At 66.0% G+C, this 17341-nt stretch carries 12 protein-coding genes; 3 read left to right on the top strand and 9 right to left on the bottom strand.

Annotated elements, in window-relative coordinates; translation table 11 throughout:
* Window positions 1–48: 48 nt before the first annotated feature.
* A complete protein-coding gene (gene tilS, locus ACXIUA_RS00110) occupies window positions 49–954 on the bottom strand; it encodes a tRNA lysidine(34) synthetase TilS (protein ID WP_457975846.1) in 906 nt (301 codons plus the stop codon).
* Window positions 955–956: 2 nt separating this feature from the next.
* Entirely contained in the window at window positions 957–2219 is a 1263-nt protein-coding gene (gene dacB, locus ACXIUA_RS00105; protein ID WP_457975845.1) for a D-alanyl-D-alanine carboxypeptidase/D-alanyl-D-alanine endopeptidase, read from the bottom strand.
* Between the two features lie 89 nt (window positions 2220–2308).
* Here dacB and ACXIUA_RS00100 point away from each other — a divergent pair, with 89 nt between their 5' ends.
* Window positions 2309–2785, top strand: coding sequence for an inorganic diphosphatase (locus ACXIUA_RS00100; RefSeq protein ID WP_070361888.1), 477 nt, complete (start codon window positions 2309–2311; stop codon window positions 2783–2785).
* 222 nt (window positions 2786–3007) lie between these two features.
* Here ACXIUA_RS00100 and ACXIUA_RS00095 read toward each other — a convergent pair whose 3' ends face one another.
* The 3 genes from ACXIUA_RS00095 to ACXIUA_RS00085 all read right to left on the bottom strand — a co-directional run bounded on the left by ACXIUA_RS00095 (window position 3008) and on the right by ACXIUA_RS00085 (window position 7088).
* On the bottom strand, window positions 3008–5491 hold the full coding sequence (locus ACXIUA_RS00095; RefSeq protein ID WP_457975844.1) for a hypothetical protein: 2484 nt from the start codon (window positions 5489–5491) through the stop codon (window positions 3008–3010).
* A 9-nt stretch (window positions 5492–5500) separates the two neighbouring features.
* Complete coding sequence (locus tag ACXIUA_RS00090) at window positions 5501–6283, bottom strand: hypothetical protein (RefSeq protein WP_457975843.1); 783 nt, start codon at window positions 6281–6283, stop codon at window positions 5501–5503.
* A 106-nt stretch (window positions 6284–6389) separates the two neighbouring features.
* Complete coding sequence (locus ACXIUA_RS00085) at window positions 6390–7088, bottom strand: sortase (protein ID WP_256005536.1); 699 nt, start codon at window positions 7086–7088, stop codon at window positions 6390–6392.
* Between the two features lie 49 nt (window positions 7089–7137).
* Here ACXIUA_RS00085 and ACXIUA_RS00080 point away from each other — a divergent pair, with 49 nt between their 5' ends.
* Window positions 7138–7428 carry a rhodanese-like domain-containing protein gene (locus tag ACXIUA_RS00080; RefSeq protein WP_070363433.1) on the top strand — a complete coding sequence of 97 codons (291 nt, stop codon included), beginning with the start codon at window positions 7138–7140 and terminating at the stop codon, window positions 7426–7428.
* A gap of 42 nt (window positions 7429–7470) precedes the next feature.
* Entirely contained in the window at window positions 7471–7896 is a 426-nt protein-coding gene (locus tag ACXIUA_RS00075) for a MarR family winged helix-turn-helix transcriptional regulator (protein ID WP_070361882.1), read from the top strand.
* A 120-nt stretch (window positions 7897–8016) separates the two neighbouring features.
* Here ACXIUA_RS00075 and ACXIUA_RS00070 read toward each other — a convergent pair whose 3' ends face one another.
* The 4 genes from ACXIUA_RS00070 to ACXIUA_RS00055 all read right to left on the bottom strand — a co-directional run.
* Window positions 8017–8862, bottom strand: coding sequence for a class C sortase (locus ACXIUA_RS00070; RefSeq protein ID WP_256005539.1), 846 nt, complete (start codon window positions 8860–8862; stop codon window positions 8017–8019).
* Window positions 8859–10100, bottom strand: coding sequence for an LPXTG cell wall anchor domain-containing protein (locus tag ACXIUA_RS00065; protein ID WP_256005541.1), 1242 nt, complete (start codon window positions 10098–10100; stop codon window positions 8859–8861). The genes ACXIUA_RS00070 and ACXIUA_RS00065 overlap by 4 nt, the downstream gene beginning before the upstream one ends.
* A gap of 18 nt (window positions 10101–10118) precedes the next feature.
* Entirely contained in the window at window positions 10119–11648 is a 1530-nt protein-coding gene (locus tag ACXIUA_RS00060; protein ID WP_457975841.1) for a SpaH/EbpB family LPXTG-anchored major pilin, read from the bottom strand.
* Between the two features lie 5 nt (window positions 11649–11653).
* The coding region (locus tag ACXIUA_RS00055; RefSeq protein WP_457975840.1) for a CshA/CshB family fibrillar adhesin-related protein at window positions 11654–17341 on the bottom strand (5688 nt) is incomplete at its 5' end.

The raw sequence follows: 17341 nt of genomic DNA, 5'->3' as shown, positions 1-17341 counted from the left end.
GGCATCAGTTCATCATCTTGCCACTTTCACGTCACCTTGGACAACCATTTACGCGAACAGAAGCGTTGTGCCGCGCCGCTCCACCCGCACTCCCCCGCCGAGCTGCACCGCACCTTGCCCCCGCCAGTTCGTCACCAGGGCTTCAATCGCCGCAAGGTGGGCACCTTTGACCTCCCCCCGCTTCTCGACGACCCACTCCGCCAACACCGCCCTCCTCACCACCGGCGGCAGTGTTGCGAGCTCCGCGCAGTCCAGCGTGTCTTCGTTCGCGGCCGGGGTGATGCGCTGGAGCTGCGCCGCGGCTTGCGCGATCCGGTCCGCCGTGCCCGCCAACGCCGGGACGACTTCCCCGCCGACGATCTCCTCCAGCAGCGGAATCACCCGGGTGCGCAGTGCCACACGCCGGTACCGCTCGTCCTTGTTCATCGGGTCCTGCCAGGGTGCGACGCCCAGTTCGGCGCAGGCGCCCGCGGTGTCCGCGCGGCGGACACCCAGCAACGGGCGCACCAACCTGCCCGCGCGCGGCGACATCCCTGCCGGGTTGCCGCGCAGCGCCCCGAGCAGCAACGTTTCGGCTTGGTCGTCCGCGGTGTGGGCCGTCCACACGTCCCGGTCGGGGCCGGCGTGCTCGAACAGGGCCGCGTAGCGCGCCTGGCGGGCGTCGGCCTCCGTGCCCTTACCCGTTGGTGTGATTTGGATGGTCACGATTTCCGCGGGCACCCCAAACGCGCGCGCCTGCTCCGCCGCACGCCAGGCCACCTCCGCCGAGCCCTCCTGCAGCCCGTGGTCCACCACCAGCGCCGTCACGTCCAAACGTTCCGCCGCGGCCGCCGCTACCAGCGCCAACGAGTCCGCCCCACCCGACAGCCCAATCACCGCAGGCTCCGTCCACCCGCGCACCGCACGGCGGCACGCCAAAAAGTGGGGGCTGCGCCGGGGCCAGAACGGCTCCATCGCTAGAACTCCCGCAGCGCCGAGGCAAACGTGTCCATCGCCCGGCGCGCCTCCAGAATGTCCGAATCATTCGAGAGCAACGCGAAGGTGTACACGTTGCCGCTTTCCGCGGTCACCGTGCCGGCCAGCCCGGACGTCTCGTCTAAGGTGCCCGTCTTCGCGCGGACCCAACCGCGCCCGGCCAGGTCCCCATAGCGGGTGGCCAAGGTGCCGTCGCCGGCCGCGACCGGCAGCGCGTCCAGCATCGGGCGCAGCTGCTCGTGCTGAGTAGCGTCACTCAGGATGCTGTCCAACATGCGCGGGGTGATCCGGTTGTCCACCGACAGCCCCGAGCTGTCCACCAAGGTGATGCCGCCCGTGTCGAAGCCGTGCTCAGCCAGGACGTGCAGGGTGGCGGAGGGGGCGTCGATACCTACGTGGGCCGCCACCTCCCTGCCGATGGCCTCCGCGTAGACGTTGTCGGACTCCTTCATCATCATGTGCAGGCGCTGCACCAGGTCCGGCGACACCACGCTTGCCAGCGTATCTGTCTCCGCGGGCGCCGGGCCGAGACCGACCGTCTGCGCACCCACGCGATCCGCCAACGCCTGCGCCACATCCAACGCCGGAGTATGCGAGCGCGGCACGTCCCCCTCCGTCTCCCCGTTGAGGCGACCGCCCGAGAGCATCGCCGGTTCCAGCGGCGCGACGAAGCCGCCATCGATGTCCACGGGGTCCCAGCCCGGCATCATGGTCGGCTGGCCCTCCCACGCCGTCGTGTCGATGAAGACGGCGGTAACCTGCTGGTTTTTGAGCTGCTCGGCGAGCTGGTCGATGGCCTCCGCGTCCAACCACACGTCACCATTCGCTTTGATCACAACCGAGCCCGGCTGCTCCCCGCGCACCACCTGCGTCTCGATCCTGTCATCCGCCCCCAACTCCAACACCGCCGCCGCAGCCGTCAGAATCTTCGTCGTCGACGCCGGGCGCAACGCCTCCCCCGCCAACCGATCAAACAACACCTCACCCGTCGAACCGTCTGACACACGCGCATGGAACGTGCCCAACGCTGGGTCCTCCGCAAGCTCCGCCAGGCGCGCCTGCAGCGCCTCGACATCCACCGGGCGTGGCACCGCCGGCACCAACACCGGCTCCGCCTGCGGCAACTGATACGCCGGGGCGTGCTCGATGCGCCCCAACTCCTGCTGCGCCGCCACACCGAAGCCAGCCGCGCCACCCACCGCGACCAACGCAACCCCGCCAACAATCCAAGTCCAAAGCTTCACGGCGCATAAGCGTAGCCCAAACCCACACGCCGACGCAGCCCCGTATGATAAGTACCGGTATTATCAACGCGACTACAAAAGGAGCGCACATGGCTGTCGAAGTCACCATCGAAATCCCCAAGGGTTCCCGCAACAAGTACGAACTCGACCACGAAACAGGCAAGGTCTACCTCGACCGCCACTTGTTCACCCCGATGGCCTACCCACTCGACTACGGCTTCATCGACGAAACCCTCGCCGACGACGGCGACCCAATGGACGCCCTCGTCATCCTCCCCGAGTCCGTCTTCCCAGGTGTCATCGTTAAGGCACGCCCAATCGGCGTCTTCAAGATGACCGACGAAGCCGGCGGCGACGACAAACTCCTCTGCGTCATCGACGACGTCCGCTACGACCACTACCAGGACATCGACGATGTCTCCCAGTTCCTCAAGGACGAAATCGAGCACTTCTTCGTCCACTACAAGGACCTCGAGCCGAACAAGGAAGTTTCCGGCTCCGGCTGGGGCAACAAGGCAGAGGCCGAGAAGATCCTGCAGGCCTCCATCGACAACTACAAGAAGTAGTCTGCTGCCTTTGAAGCCGCCTGGGTGTTCCCGGGCGGCTTTTTGCTTGGGCCTCTACCAAATTCCTGGTTTTGGCGTCGGCTCAGCAGGCCCGAGTCGGCCTGAGTGACAAAACACGCAACCCAATACATCTAGCCCTTTTCCTACCAGCGGAAATAAGGATGCGCTTTTGCAGGGTTGCGTCCTTTGTCACTGGCTGCCCAATCTGCACACCACGAGCGTCTAGAACTTGAGGTGATCTTTCGCCCAGAACGCCGCCGCGCCCAGCAGCGCAAGCAGCGGCACCAGGATCGCCGCGATGATGCCGCCCTTCGAGCTGCCTTCGCAATTCTCGGAGGATCCACTTGAAGAACCATCCTTCGCGCAGGTCGCAGGCGCCGGAACGCTCGGCTCGGGTGCCGGCTCACTTGTCGACGTCCCCACCTCCGGCTCTGGGGCTTCCTCAGTTGTCCGCGCGGCGGACTCGGACGTGGTAGTCGACTCGGACGTGGTAGTCGACTCGGTCGTCGAAGAGGATGCCGTCGTAGTCAGCGTTGTTGAAGACTCTGGTGCGGGCTCAACCAGCGTAGTCGTTGGCGTAGTTGTCCGCGGAGCGGACACTTTCGACGTCTCCGAGGTCGAAGGTTCGATGGTTTGGGTTGTCCGCGGGGCGGACACTTTCGGCGCCTCCGAGGTCGAAGGCTCCGTGGAAGGCTCCGCCGTAGTCGTTTCGGTTGTCCGCGGCGCGGACACCTTCGGCGCCTCGGAAGTCGAAGGCTCCGTGGAAGGCTCCGCCGTAGTCGTTTCGGTTGTCCGCGGCGCGGACGCTTTCGGTGCTTCCGAGGACGCGGACGAAGACGTGGACGAGGTCGCGGACGAGGATGTGGTCGTCGAAACCTCTGACGTGGTCGGAGACGGTGTGACCGAAGTAGTCACCGACGATGGCGCAGCAGAAGAAGTGACGTCCGTGGTTGTTGGCGTCGGCTCCTTTGCCAGCAGCTCGTCCAGGTTTTCCTGCGCCTCGACGACGCGGAAGAACGTGCGGTCAAGCTCGGCTTGCGCCTTGTTGATTTCTGGTGCGTAACCGGTGCGGCGCACAACCTTCATGAGCGCTTCGGCGATTTTGTGTTCTTGCTTGGCGGTCGCCAGCGCCGCGCGGGCTTCCTCAACGCTCTTTGGTTTCACTGCGGGCGCGTAGCTCGGGGCTTCGTACTGCGGTGTTGTGGCTCCGCAGTTCGGGCAGCAACGAGGCGATGACGTGGAGGTCTCCCCGCTTGTCGACGGCCCCACCGTCGGCGTTGTCCGCGTAGCGGAAGTCGTAGACGTAGTTGGCGTTGCCGACACGCTCGGGGCCGCCGAAGTGGTTGTCCGCGGCGCGGACGTGGTCGACGTGGTCGGAGTTGGCGTAACCGACGTAGTCGACGTGGTCGGAGTTGGCGTAACGGACGTAATCGACGTGGTCGGAGTTGGCGCAACCGACGTAGTCGCGGTTGTCCGCGGCGCGGACGTGGTCGACGTGGTAGGCGTTGTGGACGTGGTCGTTGAGGTCTCGCTGGCGAGCTGCTCGCGCAGCTTCCCAAGGTTTGCCTTGGCTTCCGCGAGGGCACGCTCCGCATTCTCCACGTGCAGGCGCGTCAAGATGCGGTCCTTCGTACTCCGAGCGTTCTTCTCAGCCTGCTCGGCCTTCTTCAACGTGGCTTCTGCGTCGGCGACGATGCGTTCGCCCTCTTCGACCGTGGAAGGCTTTGGCGGGGCGACGTATTCCGGCGCAACGATGTAGTCGGTGCTCGGTACCTGCGAAGACGTCGAGGACGGCTTAGAGGTAGAAGGCTTAGAGGTAGCAGTCGTCGAGGTAGACGGCGTGGTCTCCGGAGCGATCGTCACAGTGACGGAGGGCGCTTCAGAAGTCGTCGAGCTCGTCGAGGTCGTTGGCAGCGGTAGGGCGCTCGGGATCGTCGGCATCGGCAACGGTGGCAGGTCCGGGAGGGACGGCTGGCTCGACGACGAAGACGAAGAAGACGATGTCGTCGGCTTTGGCTTCGGACGCTCGGAAGTCGTCGGCGTCACCACCGGTGGCAAAGGCGAAGGCTCAGGCGAAGGCTCCGGTGTAGGAGTCGGCTTCTGGCGCAGGTTGTTGCGCAGGATGAGGATTTCGGCGTCGAGAGGCTGCGGGGTAAGTCCCGGCTTACGCGAGCGACCAGAGACCATGAGCAGGTCGTCGCAGCTGTGCGCGAGTGCCATCGCGTGGCCCATTTCGTGCGCGATGGTCATGATTCGGCTGGTCGCGCCAACTGTGGACGCGAACATTTGCGGGCTAATCCGCACGGTGAGCGACGGCCCACCACCGGTCACGCGGCCGAGCACCGGCAGGCTTGGATCAACGAGCACGCTGACGGCCTCGGGCGTCTTGTGATCGATGAACTTGATATCCAGGTACCCACCTCGGTCGCGCACGGCCTTGACCCACAGGTCGGCGGCGCGTTGGATGTCGGCGCGGTGGCCGGTGGTGTCGTAAAGGTAGAGGGTGTTGTTGCGGATGCCCGTGTTGTGGTCACCCGCGAACGTAAACCGCGAAATGTCCAGTTGCTGTCCCCGCTTGAACTGCGACTTCAACGCTTTGCATTCACTGCCATTCGGCTGAACATCAACGTGCGCGTACGCGGGCGCCGTACCCCCTAATACCAGGGAGAAAGTACAGACTGCAGCAAGGACATTTCGAGTTTTCACAAAGGTTTACTATATGAGGTATCGGCGCCCGTATGCAAAGACGGCTGCACCAATTATCGACGCCACCACCAACGCAAACAGCGCCCGCACCAGGGTGTTGGATCCGGTCTCAGCCGCGATACCGCGCTGCTCTGCCACCGGAGCCTGCGCTGGGGCGGCCTGCTGCTGCGCCTCAACCGGCGCCTGACCTGCGGCCTTGGAGGTTGCCAGGCCCTGGCGCGCCACCTCAGCAGCGTTTTCTGCCAGCAGCGCGTTGGAGTCCTTCACCTCGGCGTCGGTTGGAGGCTCGTTGATGCGGGCCAGGTCGGTGACGTAGGTCTTGCCGTCAGCGTTGAGGTAGTACGTCAGACCACCAATCGCGAGCACTGCCGGAAGCGCGATCAGGCCAGCTGCAGCCGGTGCCGGGTTGTTCGGGTCAACATCTTCGGCGGTGAATGGGACGTCCTGGTGGTCGCCGGTCGGATCTGGCTGCTCGACAGGGGTCGTCACTTCGGTTGCGGGAGCTGCAGGGGCTGCGGTTTCGGCAGCGGGGGCGTCGATAAGCCCGGCGACGGCCGCCTTGGCCACGTCCACTGCGCGCTCACGGTCAGCCGCCGAGAGCTGGTCAAAGGCGATGTTGACCAGGTTGCGGTCCGGCACGTAGTGGGTGCCGTCCTGGGTGAGGAAGTACTCGGCACCGTTGATGTCGTGGGTCACGGCCGGCAGCGGGACGTCCTGTGCCTGGGCCATGGGGACGATGGCGGTTGCGAGCGCGCCGGTCATGACGGCGGCCAGTACGGTGTTGCGCTTCATTAGGGGCTCCTTTGCTCAACATGAAGTCTCAAGTCTTACTTCATGGTTTAGCCCCACTGTAGACGCACTTCACCCCAGTCACAAGTGTTTACACAAAAAACTTCAGTTACTTTGCGCCCGTATCGGTCGGCGGCGCATCCAGCACAGACGCGAATTGCCACCCAATCACCGCGTTGCGAACCGAGTCCGCCAAAATATTGCGCGGCTGAATACAGGAGATCGTGAGCAGGCGCCCCGGGCGTGGCCCATCACCCCAAATATCGGCATCACCCGCCATCACCTCTTTCACCGGGTCATGCAGGTCAGTCGCACGGTAGGACAACCACTTCCCGCCGGCCGCCTCGGAATCGGCGGTGCGCAGGTACAGCATGTCCCCAACATGGATGGTGTGGTGGTCGGAGGAGCCGTCGAAAAGCTGGTCAAAGACCCCGTGCACCCCTGCACCCGTGTGACCCGCGACGACCACCAGGTCCTCAGCACCCGGGCCCGGCAGCGAGTACGGCTTATCCGACGCCGTGTAGACGCACGCCTTATCTAATGTGGCGGGGTCCAGCGCGTCGGCGCGCACGCGGCACGGGCCGTCCTCGAACTGCGCGCGAAGCCCCACCGAGGGGATAAACATCTCCAACGGCTGCGACTGGCCGAGCGTTGCAGGAGCCGGCGCGGGCGGCTCGGGCGCAGGCGTAGGCTCCTCCTTGCCGCACCGTACCGGCAGCGAGACGAGCACCATGAGCAGCACCAACGCCACTATTCGGCGCACCCAAAACACCCACTGCGGGGGGCGAGTTCGAGGAGGCGTGCGCATAGTGCAAATCGTAGCCGACACACCCGACACTTCCGCTACAATCGCGCACATGCAATCCATCAACGTCAACAAAGTCCCTGAAAACGCCCAGCTTATCGACGTCCGCGAGCCCGAAGAGTACGCCGAAGTCCACGCCGTAGGCGCCACCAACCTGCCACTGAGCGAACTGACCACCCTCACCGACCGGATCGACCCCGACCAGGACATCTACGTCATCTGCCGCTCCGGCGGGCGCTCCTCCCGCGCATGCGAATACCTCGAGCAGGTACACGGCTGGGAACCCATCAACGTCGAGGGCGGCACCATGGAATGGATCGCCAACGGGCTGCCCACCGAGTAGCACGGTTTCATTCCTGGCCAGCAGCCCGATACTCTGGGACTTATGGCCACGATTGAACTCCCAGAGGCGCTGACTACTTCGCCATCGTTCCAGATCGAACGCGTGCGCAGGCACACCAAAGACGAGGTGGAGCGCACCCTGGCGAAGCACGACTCCTCCATGCGAGAGTTCTGGGTGCTCAGCTGCGTCTCCGAGCAAGCACGCTCCCAATCGCAACTCTCCGAGCTGCTCGCGATCGACGCCTCCGACATGGTCCGCCTCATCGACTGCCTGGAGAAGCACGCGTGGGTCAAACGCGAACGCGACCCGAAGGACCGACGCCGCCAAATCGTGACCGCCACCAAGAAGGGCGGCAAGGCCCTGGCGAAACTCGCGGAGGATGTGGCCGCCGCCGAGGAACGCGCCCTTGACGCCGCCAACCACAAGCAACTCAAGAACCTGCGGAAGCTGTCGCAGGCGATTTTGTAGCTTTTGCTTGACTCACTTCGCGCGGCGCGCACCAAATTCCCGGGTTTCAGCAGACCCGCGCAGCGTTTCCCCAGTTCACCAGCCCGTCGCCGCGGATCGTGGTGCCCAGCAAACTCCCAGCTACTCCTCGACAGCGTCCCGCCGACGCTTCCACCGCCGGTACAGAATCAGCAGCAACACCACCAGCACGATCAGGGCCACGAGGATCATCCACCAGCTGATGCCCAGGCCGGTGACGCGCGGTTCGGGGGCGTCAGGGTCAAGAGGTACGCGAATGGCGTGGACGAGCAGCCTGTCAGTGTTGAGCCCGTAGGGGGTACACGTGATCAGGGTGAGGCGATCCTCCCCTGGTTGGTAGCCTACGGCCTGGTATTGGTCCGGTTTCACCACTTCGCGGCTGACCATCTGGTAGCGCAGTCGCTGCCCCATCACGTCTATGTAGATGTCTTGGCCTGCTTTGAGGGTGGGGAGGGCGTCGAACATGGCGGCGTTAACCATGCCGGTGTGGGCGGTGATGACGGCGTTGGTGCCGTCGCCGCCGACGGGGAGGGTGGAGCCGAACATGTGGCCTGCGCCGTCGTAGAGGACGTGGGGTGCGGTGGTGTGGTAGACGGGCAGGTCGACGCCGATGTCGGGGATGCGGATGCGCGCCATGATGCCCCCGGAGCCTGGCAGGTTGAGTTGTGCCATGTAGTCGGGCATGTCGGGGTCGTTTGTGGCGGGTGGGCGTGCGTGTGGACCGGTGGCCAGCAGGCGTTGGTTGTAGTCGCGGGCGCGCGCGAGTTGGGCGTCGCGTTCTTCGGCGCTGAGGCTGGTGGTGTGTTCGCTGTAGGCGTCGGCTTGGCGGCGGAGCTGCTCGTTGGTGGCGAGTGTGGCCACGATTGGGTACAGCAGCAGGAGCGCGCCGAGGATCAGCCCGATCAACGAGATGAGGTTCCCGGCGCGTTTGCGGTTGGGTTTGCTCACTGTTGTTGCTCGTCTTCTTTTCGACGCGCCAGCAACCATCCCAAAACGATCAAAGCGAGGGCGAGCAGCGCGAGCCAGATGACGTTAGCGCCTGTGTAGGCGAGGACTTGATCGACGCGGCCGCGCGGTCCGTCCTGCGAGGGCTGCGCTTCAGTTGTAGGTTTCGGTGTTTCCGGCGCGGTCCCCTGCGGGCCCGCAGGCCTCGGGCTCGTCGGCGCAGTGTCCGACGGAGCCGTGTCTGGCAGCCCTGGCAGCAGCGGTATCAGCGGCAGCAGGCCGAGCAGGCCCCACAGCCAGCGCCGATCCCCCTTGGAGGAGCCCTGCTGCGCAGGCGCCTCGATGAGTACGTCCGCGTGGGTGGCTCGCACGGTGACGTGGTTGCGTTCGGGGTCCATGCCGTCGGTGGTGAGGGTGGCGTCGGCACCTGCGGTGCCTTGCGCGGTGGCGCGGGCGCGCTGCTCGAGCGTGACGGTGGTGGTGGCGTCGGTTGCGCGGGCGCGCGCGAGTTTTTCCAGGCCGGACTTGGTCAAGGCTGCGCGCAGGCGGTTGCCTTCGCGGTGGAAGGTGACGTCACTCGGGCCGAGTGCCGCCCCGTTGATGCGCACGGTGGGTTCGCCGTCGAATTCCAGGTTTCCGGTGAGCGTGAGGGTGAGCTCGTAGTGGCCGATGGTGCCGTCGAGAGACGGGTTGGGCGCCACTCCGCGCACGGTGAGGGTGACGTCCTCGCCGGGGTGGACGCGCTTGCGGCTGGCCTCGAGCACGACGCTGAGTTGTTGGGCTTTCGGTTCCACGGTGCGCGCGGAGCCGCCCGTCACGGGCACGACGAAGGGTGCGAAGAAGACTTGCGACGCCGTCTTCGCCTCAGTGTCGCCAAGCGTGAAGAGGTACGCGCCGGGTTGCAGGCCGTCGAGGGTGACGCGTCCGCCGCTGGTGCGCGCGGTGGCGACTTCGACGATCGTGTCGGGCTGCGTACGTAGCAGTGCCGGGACGTCGAGGGTGGCCAGGGATTCGCGCCCGGCCTGGGTACTCATGTCCACGGTGGTGATGCGTGAGGCGGTGACGGTGCGCTCCCCGATGGTGTCCAGGCCGTCGACACCCGCGGCGGCGCGCAGGTCCACCGTGACGCTGCTCGGTGCCGCAGCCACCGCGGCGGGTGGCCCGAACGCAGGCATGCCGACGCCGGCAACGCCGACCGTTACGGCCAGCGCCACCGCCATCGCAGTCCCCGGGTTTCTCACCGCTGTGTGCTCCCCTACCTATGCCTTGCGGGAGCGCAGCTGGTAGACAGCGCCGCCGCCGAAGAGGACCACGCCGAGCGCCAGGATGATGAGCATGGTGCGCTCACCGGTTGCTGGCAGGCGGCCGAACAGGTTGTCCTTGACGTTGTTCACGCTGCCGGTGAGCGTCTTCGTGGCTTCATCGTAGGTCAGCGGCTGTGGCTCCGGGTTGTTCAGGTAGCCGGACACGCCCTTGGTTTCTACTGCGCAGTAGTCGGCGAACTTGTTGTCCTTCTTGGTCAGGTTCAGGCCCTTGGCCTTCGCCTGGGCGGCACCGGCGTGCTCATTGCCGTCAGCGACGGTCTTGTCGGCGGTCAGGGTCGTTCCGGGCTTGCCGTCAATGACGACGCGCTGCGCGGCGGTGCCTTGTTCGACCTTCCAGGAGCCGTCGTTCTGCTTGGTGCAGGTAAAGATCTGGAACTGGGCGCCGGCGCCGTTCTTTTCGCCGTCCTTGGCCTGCTTGTTCAGCAGCTTGGTCACCTCAACATTGGCGAAGTTCAGCGTCGTTGCGCCGCCGTCCGGGTCGTCGGTTGGGGTGGTGTTGTGCGGCTTGTCGTCGTTGGAGTAGTACACCTGCGCGGTGTTGTCGATCGTGCCGTTCTCGGGCAGGTCGACCAGCGTCGCGTCGAACTCGGTGCGCACGGTCAGGCCCGGGTTCGCGGCGCGCAAGTCGCGCAGCTTCTTCAGGCCTTCCTCGGTGAACGTCACGTTGATGGTGTTGCCGCCCGCATCGGGCACGGTGTAGTGCGTATCGACGGCAAGCGTCTCCGGAGCCTTGTCGTCGGCGGACTTCAGCACCTGCACCAGCACGGGGTGCTCGGCCTGGCTCCACTTGAGGTTCGCCGCCAGCGTATCGACGACCCTCAGTTGATCGCCTTCCGGGTTCGGGCCGAATGCTGGGATGGGGGCGTCGATACGGTAGCGGGCCTTGTCACCAAGGGTGGTGTTTTCGCTGATGAGCGACTTCTTCGGCTCGAGGATCTGGTTCTTCGGGCTGATGGTGCGCTCGTACTTCGCCTCGCCGTTCTCGAATGCTGGGAGGGTGAGCAGAAACGGGGTTGCCACGGAGTGCTTCGCGCCCTCGGCGCGCAGCTCGGTGACGCGGAAGAGGCCCACGCCGAGGTCCGTGAACACGGCCTCGCCGTCAGCGTTCGTGGCGACTTCCTTCGCTGTGAAGTTCGGGTCCGCCTGCACATCGGAAACCTTCTTCTCGCCTTCTGCGGCGACGTCTTCCCAACCCTTCGCGGTGTTCAGCGGCGCGGTGGCGATACGCTCCACCTTGAAGGTGACGTCCTTGATCGTCTTCAGGTCGTCGAGTTTGCCGTTCTCGCCGATCGGCTCGCCCTTGTACTTCTTGATGGTCAGCTTGGTGGCGTGGTTGACGTCGACCTGCGCCTGGGCGACGGCGGCTGGCATCGTCGCAACGATGGAAGCGCCCACCGGGCCGACAAACGCGACGGCCGCCGCGGTGGAAATTGCGAGTGCGGAACGGGAAATGATGTGTTTCATGGTGTCTAACTTTCTGTTGTTGGAGTTGTTGAGGTTGAAGTCTGTGTGAGCAGGCGTCGGGCGCTGAAGCCGAAGATCAGCAGGCCGAGGAGCAGAATCCACACGAGTGTAGTGCTGCCGGTATCGGGCAACAACCAGCCAATGGTCGACGGCACCCGCAGCGCCCCGTACGTGGATTCGGCGCTGACCGCCCCGAGGGTGCCCGTGGCTGCCTGCAGCGTCGCGGTGCCGCGGTGGCGGAACGTTCCCTCCGCGGGGATGTCCACCGTGACGGTGCAGGTTGCGGACTGGCCCGGCGCCAGCGCCGCCCGCACCGCAGAACATGCGGCGGCGGGGATGGTGCCCTGCTCGCCGATGGTGTGCGGGCCGTCGGGCGTGCGCACGGTCATGCCTGCCAAGGCTGGGTCGCGCAGCACCATGTTGCTCAGGTCGAACTGGCCGGTGTTGGTCAGCTCGTAGGTGACGTCCATGGTGGTGGCGTGATCCGGCAACAGGGCGGTATCCACCACGTTGGTGACGCCAGACAGCGGGGTGCCTGCAATGCGCTTGTTCAGCGCCACGCTGGCGTACTTGTTCAGTGCGGTCGCCGTCCAGGCCTCGCCCGCGCGGGCGGTGTCGGTGGCCTCGGGGGCGAGCACCTTAAACGCCACGGTCGGTGTGCCGGTTTCAGGCTGGTAGCCCTCCCCCAGCTTGGCGCCCTGGGAGGTCAGCGCGAACGTGTACGTACCAGCCGTCTGCTCTTCCTCCACGGTGCAGTCGCTGCCCACGGGCACGTTCCGCAGCACGTGGGTCTGCCCGGCGCGCAGGGTAAACGGATCGCGGGTGCCGTCGCCGCAATTGGCACGGAAGGTGTAGGTGCCTTCTGCGTCGGGGGCGCCGGCAGCCTGCTTGGTGAATGCCACGTCCACGGTTGCCCGCGGGTGGTGCGCCTGCACACCGACGACCACCGCCGGGTCAGCCGCGGTGGTATCCGGAGCGTCGACGGGGACGTCCACTGCGTATTCGTACTGCTTGGCCCCCACGTCCTGCGGGGCGACGCCGTCCACGGTGGTATCCGGGCCGTCGTAGGTGCCGTTGTGCCAGGCGGCGAAGCCGAGGTACGGGCGGCGATCACCCGCGGACACTTCGAGCTCGCCACGCGCGCTGAGTGCCGCCGCGGCATCCATGGTCAGCGTGCACGAGGTCCCCGCCGGCACCTCCACGGTGCGCAGGCCGGTCACCGGCACGGCGTCCGCGCCGGGCAGCGGGCGCTCGGGAACTTCGGCCACGCTGAACTGGACTGGACGGATGGCCAGGGTGGCGTCGCCGTCTTTGCACACGAGCGTGCCCGTGTAGCCTGCGGGGTCCGCGCCGTGGAGGTACCCGGTTTGGCGCATCGCTACCTGCAGGTTGGTGGTGCGTCGGCTGATCTTGTTCACCAGGTGCAGCTCTGCGCCCTGGGTGGTGACGTCGGCCTCCACGCTGGGTTGGGCCGCGACCACGGTGAGCTGGGCGGGCACGTTGTCTACCGCGATTTCGCGCAGGCGACAGTGCGCACCGACCGGCACCGCGGACTCCGCGCCGCCTGTGGAGATGTAGCGCAGCCCGCCGTCGACCGCCGTGAAGTCACCGGGCTGCAGCTGGAGCGGCAGTCCTTCCACACTGGTCAACTCGGTGCCGAGCGCCCGGCACTGCAGCGCGAATCGCATCGTGTTCGCCTCGCCGAGCAGTCGCATGTCCGCGGAATTGCCTTCGATGTCTTTGCGCAGCTTCAGCGGCGCGGTCTGGTACACGTAGCGGCTCGTAGCACGCACCACGTTGGCCGCAGCGTCTTCTTCGACCACGAACGCAGGAGCAACCGCCGCCTCATTCCCCTGCTCGAGTGGCTTGCCCGTCGCCAGTGTCGAGTCCGGGCGGCTCACCGTCCAGTCCACCGCGTCCGGCAGCATTGTTGCCCGCAGCGAATCCTCCGGGGTGTCCGCCTGGAGGTCCAGCGGCGCATACCCGCCGAGCTCGACCGTGCAGGCCGCGCCAACCGGCACGCCTGCCACGCTGACGGCGCCTTCGCCGTCGACGATGGCGCTGCGGCGGAGCAATTCGGCGTCCCCGTCGCGGCACACCATCGTCACCGGGTGGGCGGGCAGCACCGCGCCGAGCGTCTTCCCCGTGGCCTCATAGTCCTGGCGCGCCGTCCCCGGCAGCACCACGCCGGTGCGCACGGTTGCGTCGGTGACCCGGCGGGAGAACGTGTTGATGAACTCCACCGAGTTACCAGCCCGCAAGACTGTAAACGTGTTGCCCGGTGTGCCGTCCACGGCGGTCGTGGCCGCCATGTGGATGCCTGGCTCCGGGGTCAGCGGGTTCTCCGCGACGGTGCAGCTACTGCCCACCACCAGGTCGCCCTGGGTTACGGCCACGCCATTGCGCACTGACGCCTGCAGCGACGCCCCCGGCGTCCCATCCGGCAGCACACAGCGCAGCGACGCCGGATACTCCCGACCAAGCCACGCCTCCTGCTTCGCAGGCGCGATCAGGCCCTTGGTCGCCGGGTCGAACCGCACGCGCTTGACCCCGGTGAGGGTGGCGCGCTGGTAGGCGAACTCGTCCTCCATGGCCAGCGTCGCGCGCTCCCCGACCGTAAAGGCAACTCCCGGCGCCAGCTCCGTGGACTGCTCGCCACCCGGCGCGTAATGGCCCACCGTAGTGTGAGTGATTGGGTAGTCCGCGCCCTTGCTGTTGGTACGCTGCGTGTCCACCGGGCTGCGCCGCGCAAGGGTGCACTGGGTACCTGCGGGGATTTCGGCGGCACTGAAGGTGCGCTGGGCGCCGTCGGCAAGCTGGAAGGTCTCTTGAAATGCACCGCAGCTCAACTGATAATCGACGCCCACCTTCGGGTACAGTGCCTGCTCCCCGGTGTAGCGCTGCGTGATGGTCAGCCCGTTGCCGGCAGGGGTAAACGTGTTGTTCACGGTGGCCGTATTGGTCTGGCCGGTGATGGTCAGCGCCACGTTATCCACGTCAGTGTCCCAGTTCACACCACCGGGCAGCTGAGGGCGATCCTCGGTGAAGGTACAGGTGTTGCCGTAGGGCACGCGCATGGTGGCGCCGGGGCCGTCGTCGACACGCGGATCCCCCACTTTCAGCGTGACGGGCGCACCCGGAGCGACCGTCGCGGTGCCCTCCAGCTTGATTGCCTCGACCGTGCCATTGCTCACGACGTTGCGGGAACCACACGCGAAGTTGAACGTGTAATTCGCGGGCAAGCTGCGCACCCCGTTGGCAGTCACGACCTTGGAAAGCTGTGCAGTGCCGTACTTGTAGTCGTAAGTACGGGTGATGGTGAATGCGTCCGCCTGCCCATCGCCGACCGTCAACGTCTGCGGCGCGACGGTCGTGCTCTGCAGCTCGAACGTGCGCACCGGACCCTCGCCGGGAGCCGCGGTGGGCTCCTGCGAGCTCAACGTACACGTAGATCCGACCGGCATCTTCGGGATGACGGCGTGGCCATCAGTCAGCGTCACAGTGCCGGTGCGCTTCGTCGCGTCCGGGGCCGTGCACGCATAGTTCGCGCTGAAGCCCTGGCCCGTCACGGACGGCAACGCACCCGCCGGGCCCGCAAGCACCTGGTGCACCTGCACATCGGCGGTGCGGTAGTCGTAGGTGCTGCGGATTTCCACCGGCTCGGCGGCCGCAGGCCCGGTCGCAGGCAGGCGGAGCGCCAGCCCGTCCTGCTGCTGGGCGGCACCGGTGGCGTCCCTGCTGGTCAGGCTGATGTACTTCTGCTGCTCCGCTGTCAGCCCTTCGACGGGGCGCAACACGCAATCCTGCCCGCGTGGCACACCATCCACGGTCACCGGGGCGCCCCCGCGGACCGTGATCTGCCGCGCAGGCGCATTGGTGGCCGGGCAGCTGAGCTCAAACGTGAATTCCTGATTCTGCAGCACGGGCGTCGCCGCCGGGCCCTGCACCACATGACGCAACTGCAGCGTCGCAGTCCGCGCCGAGTACTGGTTCTCCGCCTCAACAGCCGCAGGTGCGGTATTCGGCTGCAGCGTCAACGTATGCTGCGCGCTGCCCTGGTTCGGGGTGCCGTGGGTGGCGCCATTCCACCGCAGATCCAGGTCCGCGCCCGACACCGCCGCAGGCGCGGTTTCCTTGAGGGTGCACGTCGCGCCGGCTGGCAGGCCGTCGACAAGCTGGCGAGAACCCGGCTGCACCTCGCGGGACCCGCTGAGCTTCACATCCGGGTACGCGGCCTGGAACCCCTCCGGGGCCGTGCACGCGTAGTCGATGGTGAACTTCTTGCCGGCAAGCTCCGCGTAATTGCTCGCCGTGCCGGTGACCCGCTTGTTCAGCTCCAACGATGCCGGGGCGAAGCGAGACTTCCAGTGCACGTTACAGTTGATTTCCCGGTTTTCCTTGTTCGCGAATTGCACCTCGGAGACGCCCTCCGCGCGGTTTTCCCGGAACCAAATGCCACTGCGCTCCGCATCCGCGCGGCTCAGCGGCGCACCGTTGTGCGTCAAACGCACCGGGGCCTGGTCAGTGTTGGCTCCTGGCTCGTACACGAAGGTGTCCGTGGCGCCGTCAGCGGAAATCGCGCTACACGTCCACTCCGGGGAGTAACGACGAAAGGCCAGATCCTTCCCAGCCATCGTCGACTGCAGCCCGACAGTATCCTCCGGCACACCGTCCGCGTTCAGACGACGCAGCACCGGAGTAGTGCTCGACCCACCGACTGGCTCAATCCAGTTACGCTGTTGCCCATCCTGGGTGAAAATCCTCGTCACCGGCTGCTCCGCCTGGCCGGTGAACGCCTGCTGCGCCGCCGTGTCCGCCGTGCCCAGCTCCTTGCCTTCCTGAGTGGAGATGCGGTTAAGCGCGATCGCCATCGCGAACGCCTGGTTGCCGCGCGGGTCCGGGAAGCGTGCCGTACCGCCCGAGTTCGACGCGATGCCAATCTCAAACGCCGTCGGCGAATCCAACCCAACAAGGAACGTGCCGTAGGTACCGCCGGAGTCATTATCACAGATGAAGTCACGTTTCTTGCCGCCCATGTCGGCCCACTGCCACTGATTCCTCTCGACGCCCGCCCCGAACGTCTTCCGGCACGCCTCACGACTGCCGTTCGGCGTCAGCCTAATCGGCGGATTGACCGTGCCCGTGCCGCCCGAGTCGGAGACATCCACGCTGATCATTTCGCCGCCGAGCACACTGCCCGTCGACTCGGCATCCGCAACCATCATCCGAAACGACGGCAGCGGCTGCCCGCGGTACGTGAACTTCACGTTGCGGAACGAAAGGCGCACGAAGCGGTTCTTCTCCGTCTGGAAAATGTCATTCGCGGTAGCCCCCGTCTCCGCAACGAAGAACGATTGCCCCGCAATCTGGTTCCCGAACGCAGCCCGGCTCCACGGCGGCTGCTGCCCCGCCGACAAGCTGCCCTTATTCGACCCCGTCCCCGTATCCGAGGCCTCCACCGTCACCGTGTACGTCAGCGTGTAATCCCCGAAACGCTTCGTCACATTGTGCGTCCCCGGCTTCGCAATATCCGACGCATCAATCCAACACATCTGGTTCGCCCACTTCTTGGCGTCCCCGTCCGCCTTACGAAACGAGCAGTCCCCAATATTGACGCGGCCGTTAGCGTCGGCGGCGCTCGCTGAGCTTTGACCGCCGAGGCCTCCGAGCACGGCAACCAGCGCGAGCAGCAT

The sequence above is a fragment of the Corynebacterium sp. UMB8791 genome (assembly GCF_054166365.1).
This window is presented reverse-complemented; position numbering and strand designations above follow the sequence as displayed.

What these genes read in the sequence shown, in the direction of transcription:
- tilS (WP_457975846.1), bottom strand. Translation starts at nt 954, where the DNA reads ATGGAGCCGTTCTGGCCCCGGCGCAGCCCCCACTTTTTGGCGTGCCGC.
- ACXIUA_RS00100 (WP_070361888.1), top strand. Translation starts at nt 2,309, where the DNA reads ATGGCTGTCGAAGTCACCATCGAAATCCCCAAGGGTTCCCGCAACAAG.
- ACXIUA_RS00090 (WP_457975843.1), bottom strand. Translation starts at nt 6,283, where the DNA reads ATGAAGCGCAACACCGTACTGGCCGCCGTCATGACCGGCGCGCTCGCA.
- ACXIUA_RS00085 (WP_256005536.1), bottom strand. Translation starts at nt 7,088, where the DNA reads ATGCGCACGCCTCCTCGAACTCGCCCCCCGCAGTGGGTGTTTTGGGTG.
- ACXIUA_RS00080 (WP_070363433.1), top strand. Translation starts at nt 7,138, where the DNA reads ATGCAATCCATCAACGTCAACAAAGTCCCTGAAAACGCCCAGCTTATC.
- ACXIUA_RS00075 (WP_070361882.1), top strand. Translation starts at nt 7,471, where the DNA reads ATGGCCACGATTGAACTCCCAGAGGCGCTGACTACTTCGCCATCGTTC.
- ACXIUA_RS00060 (WP_457975841.1), bottom strand. Translation starts at nt 11,648, where the DNA reads ATGAAACACATCATTTCCCGTTCCGCACTCGCAATTTCCACCGCGGCG.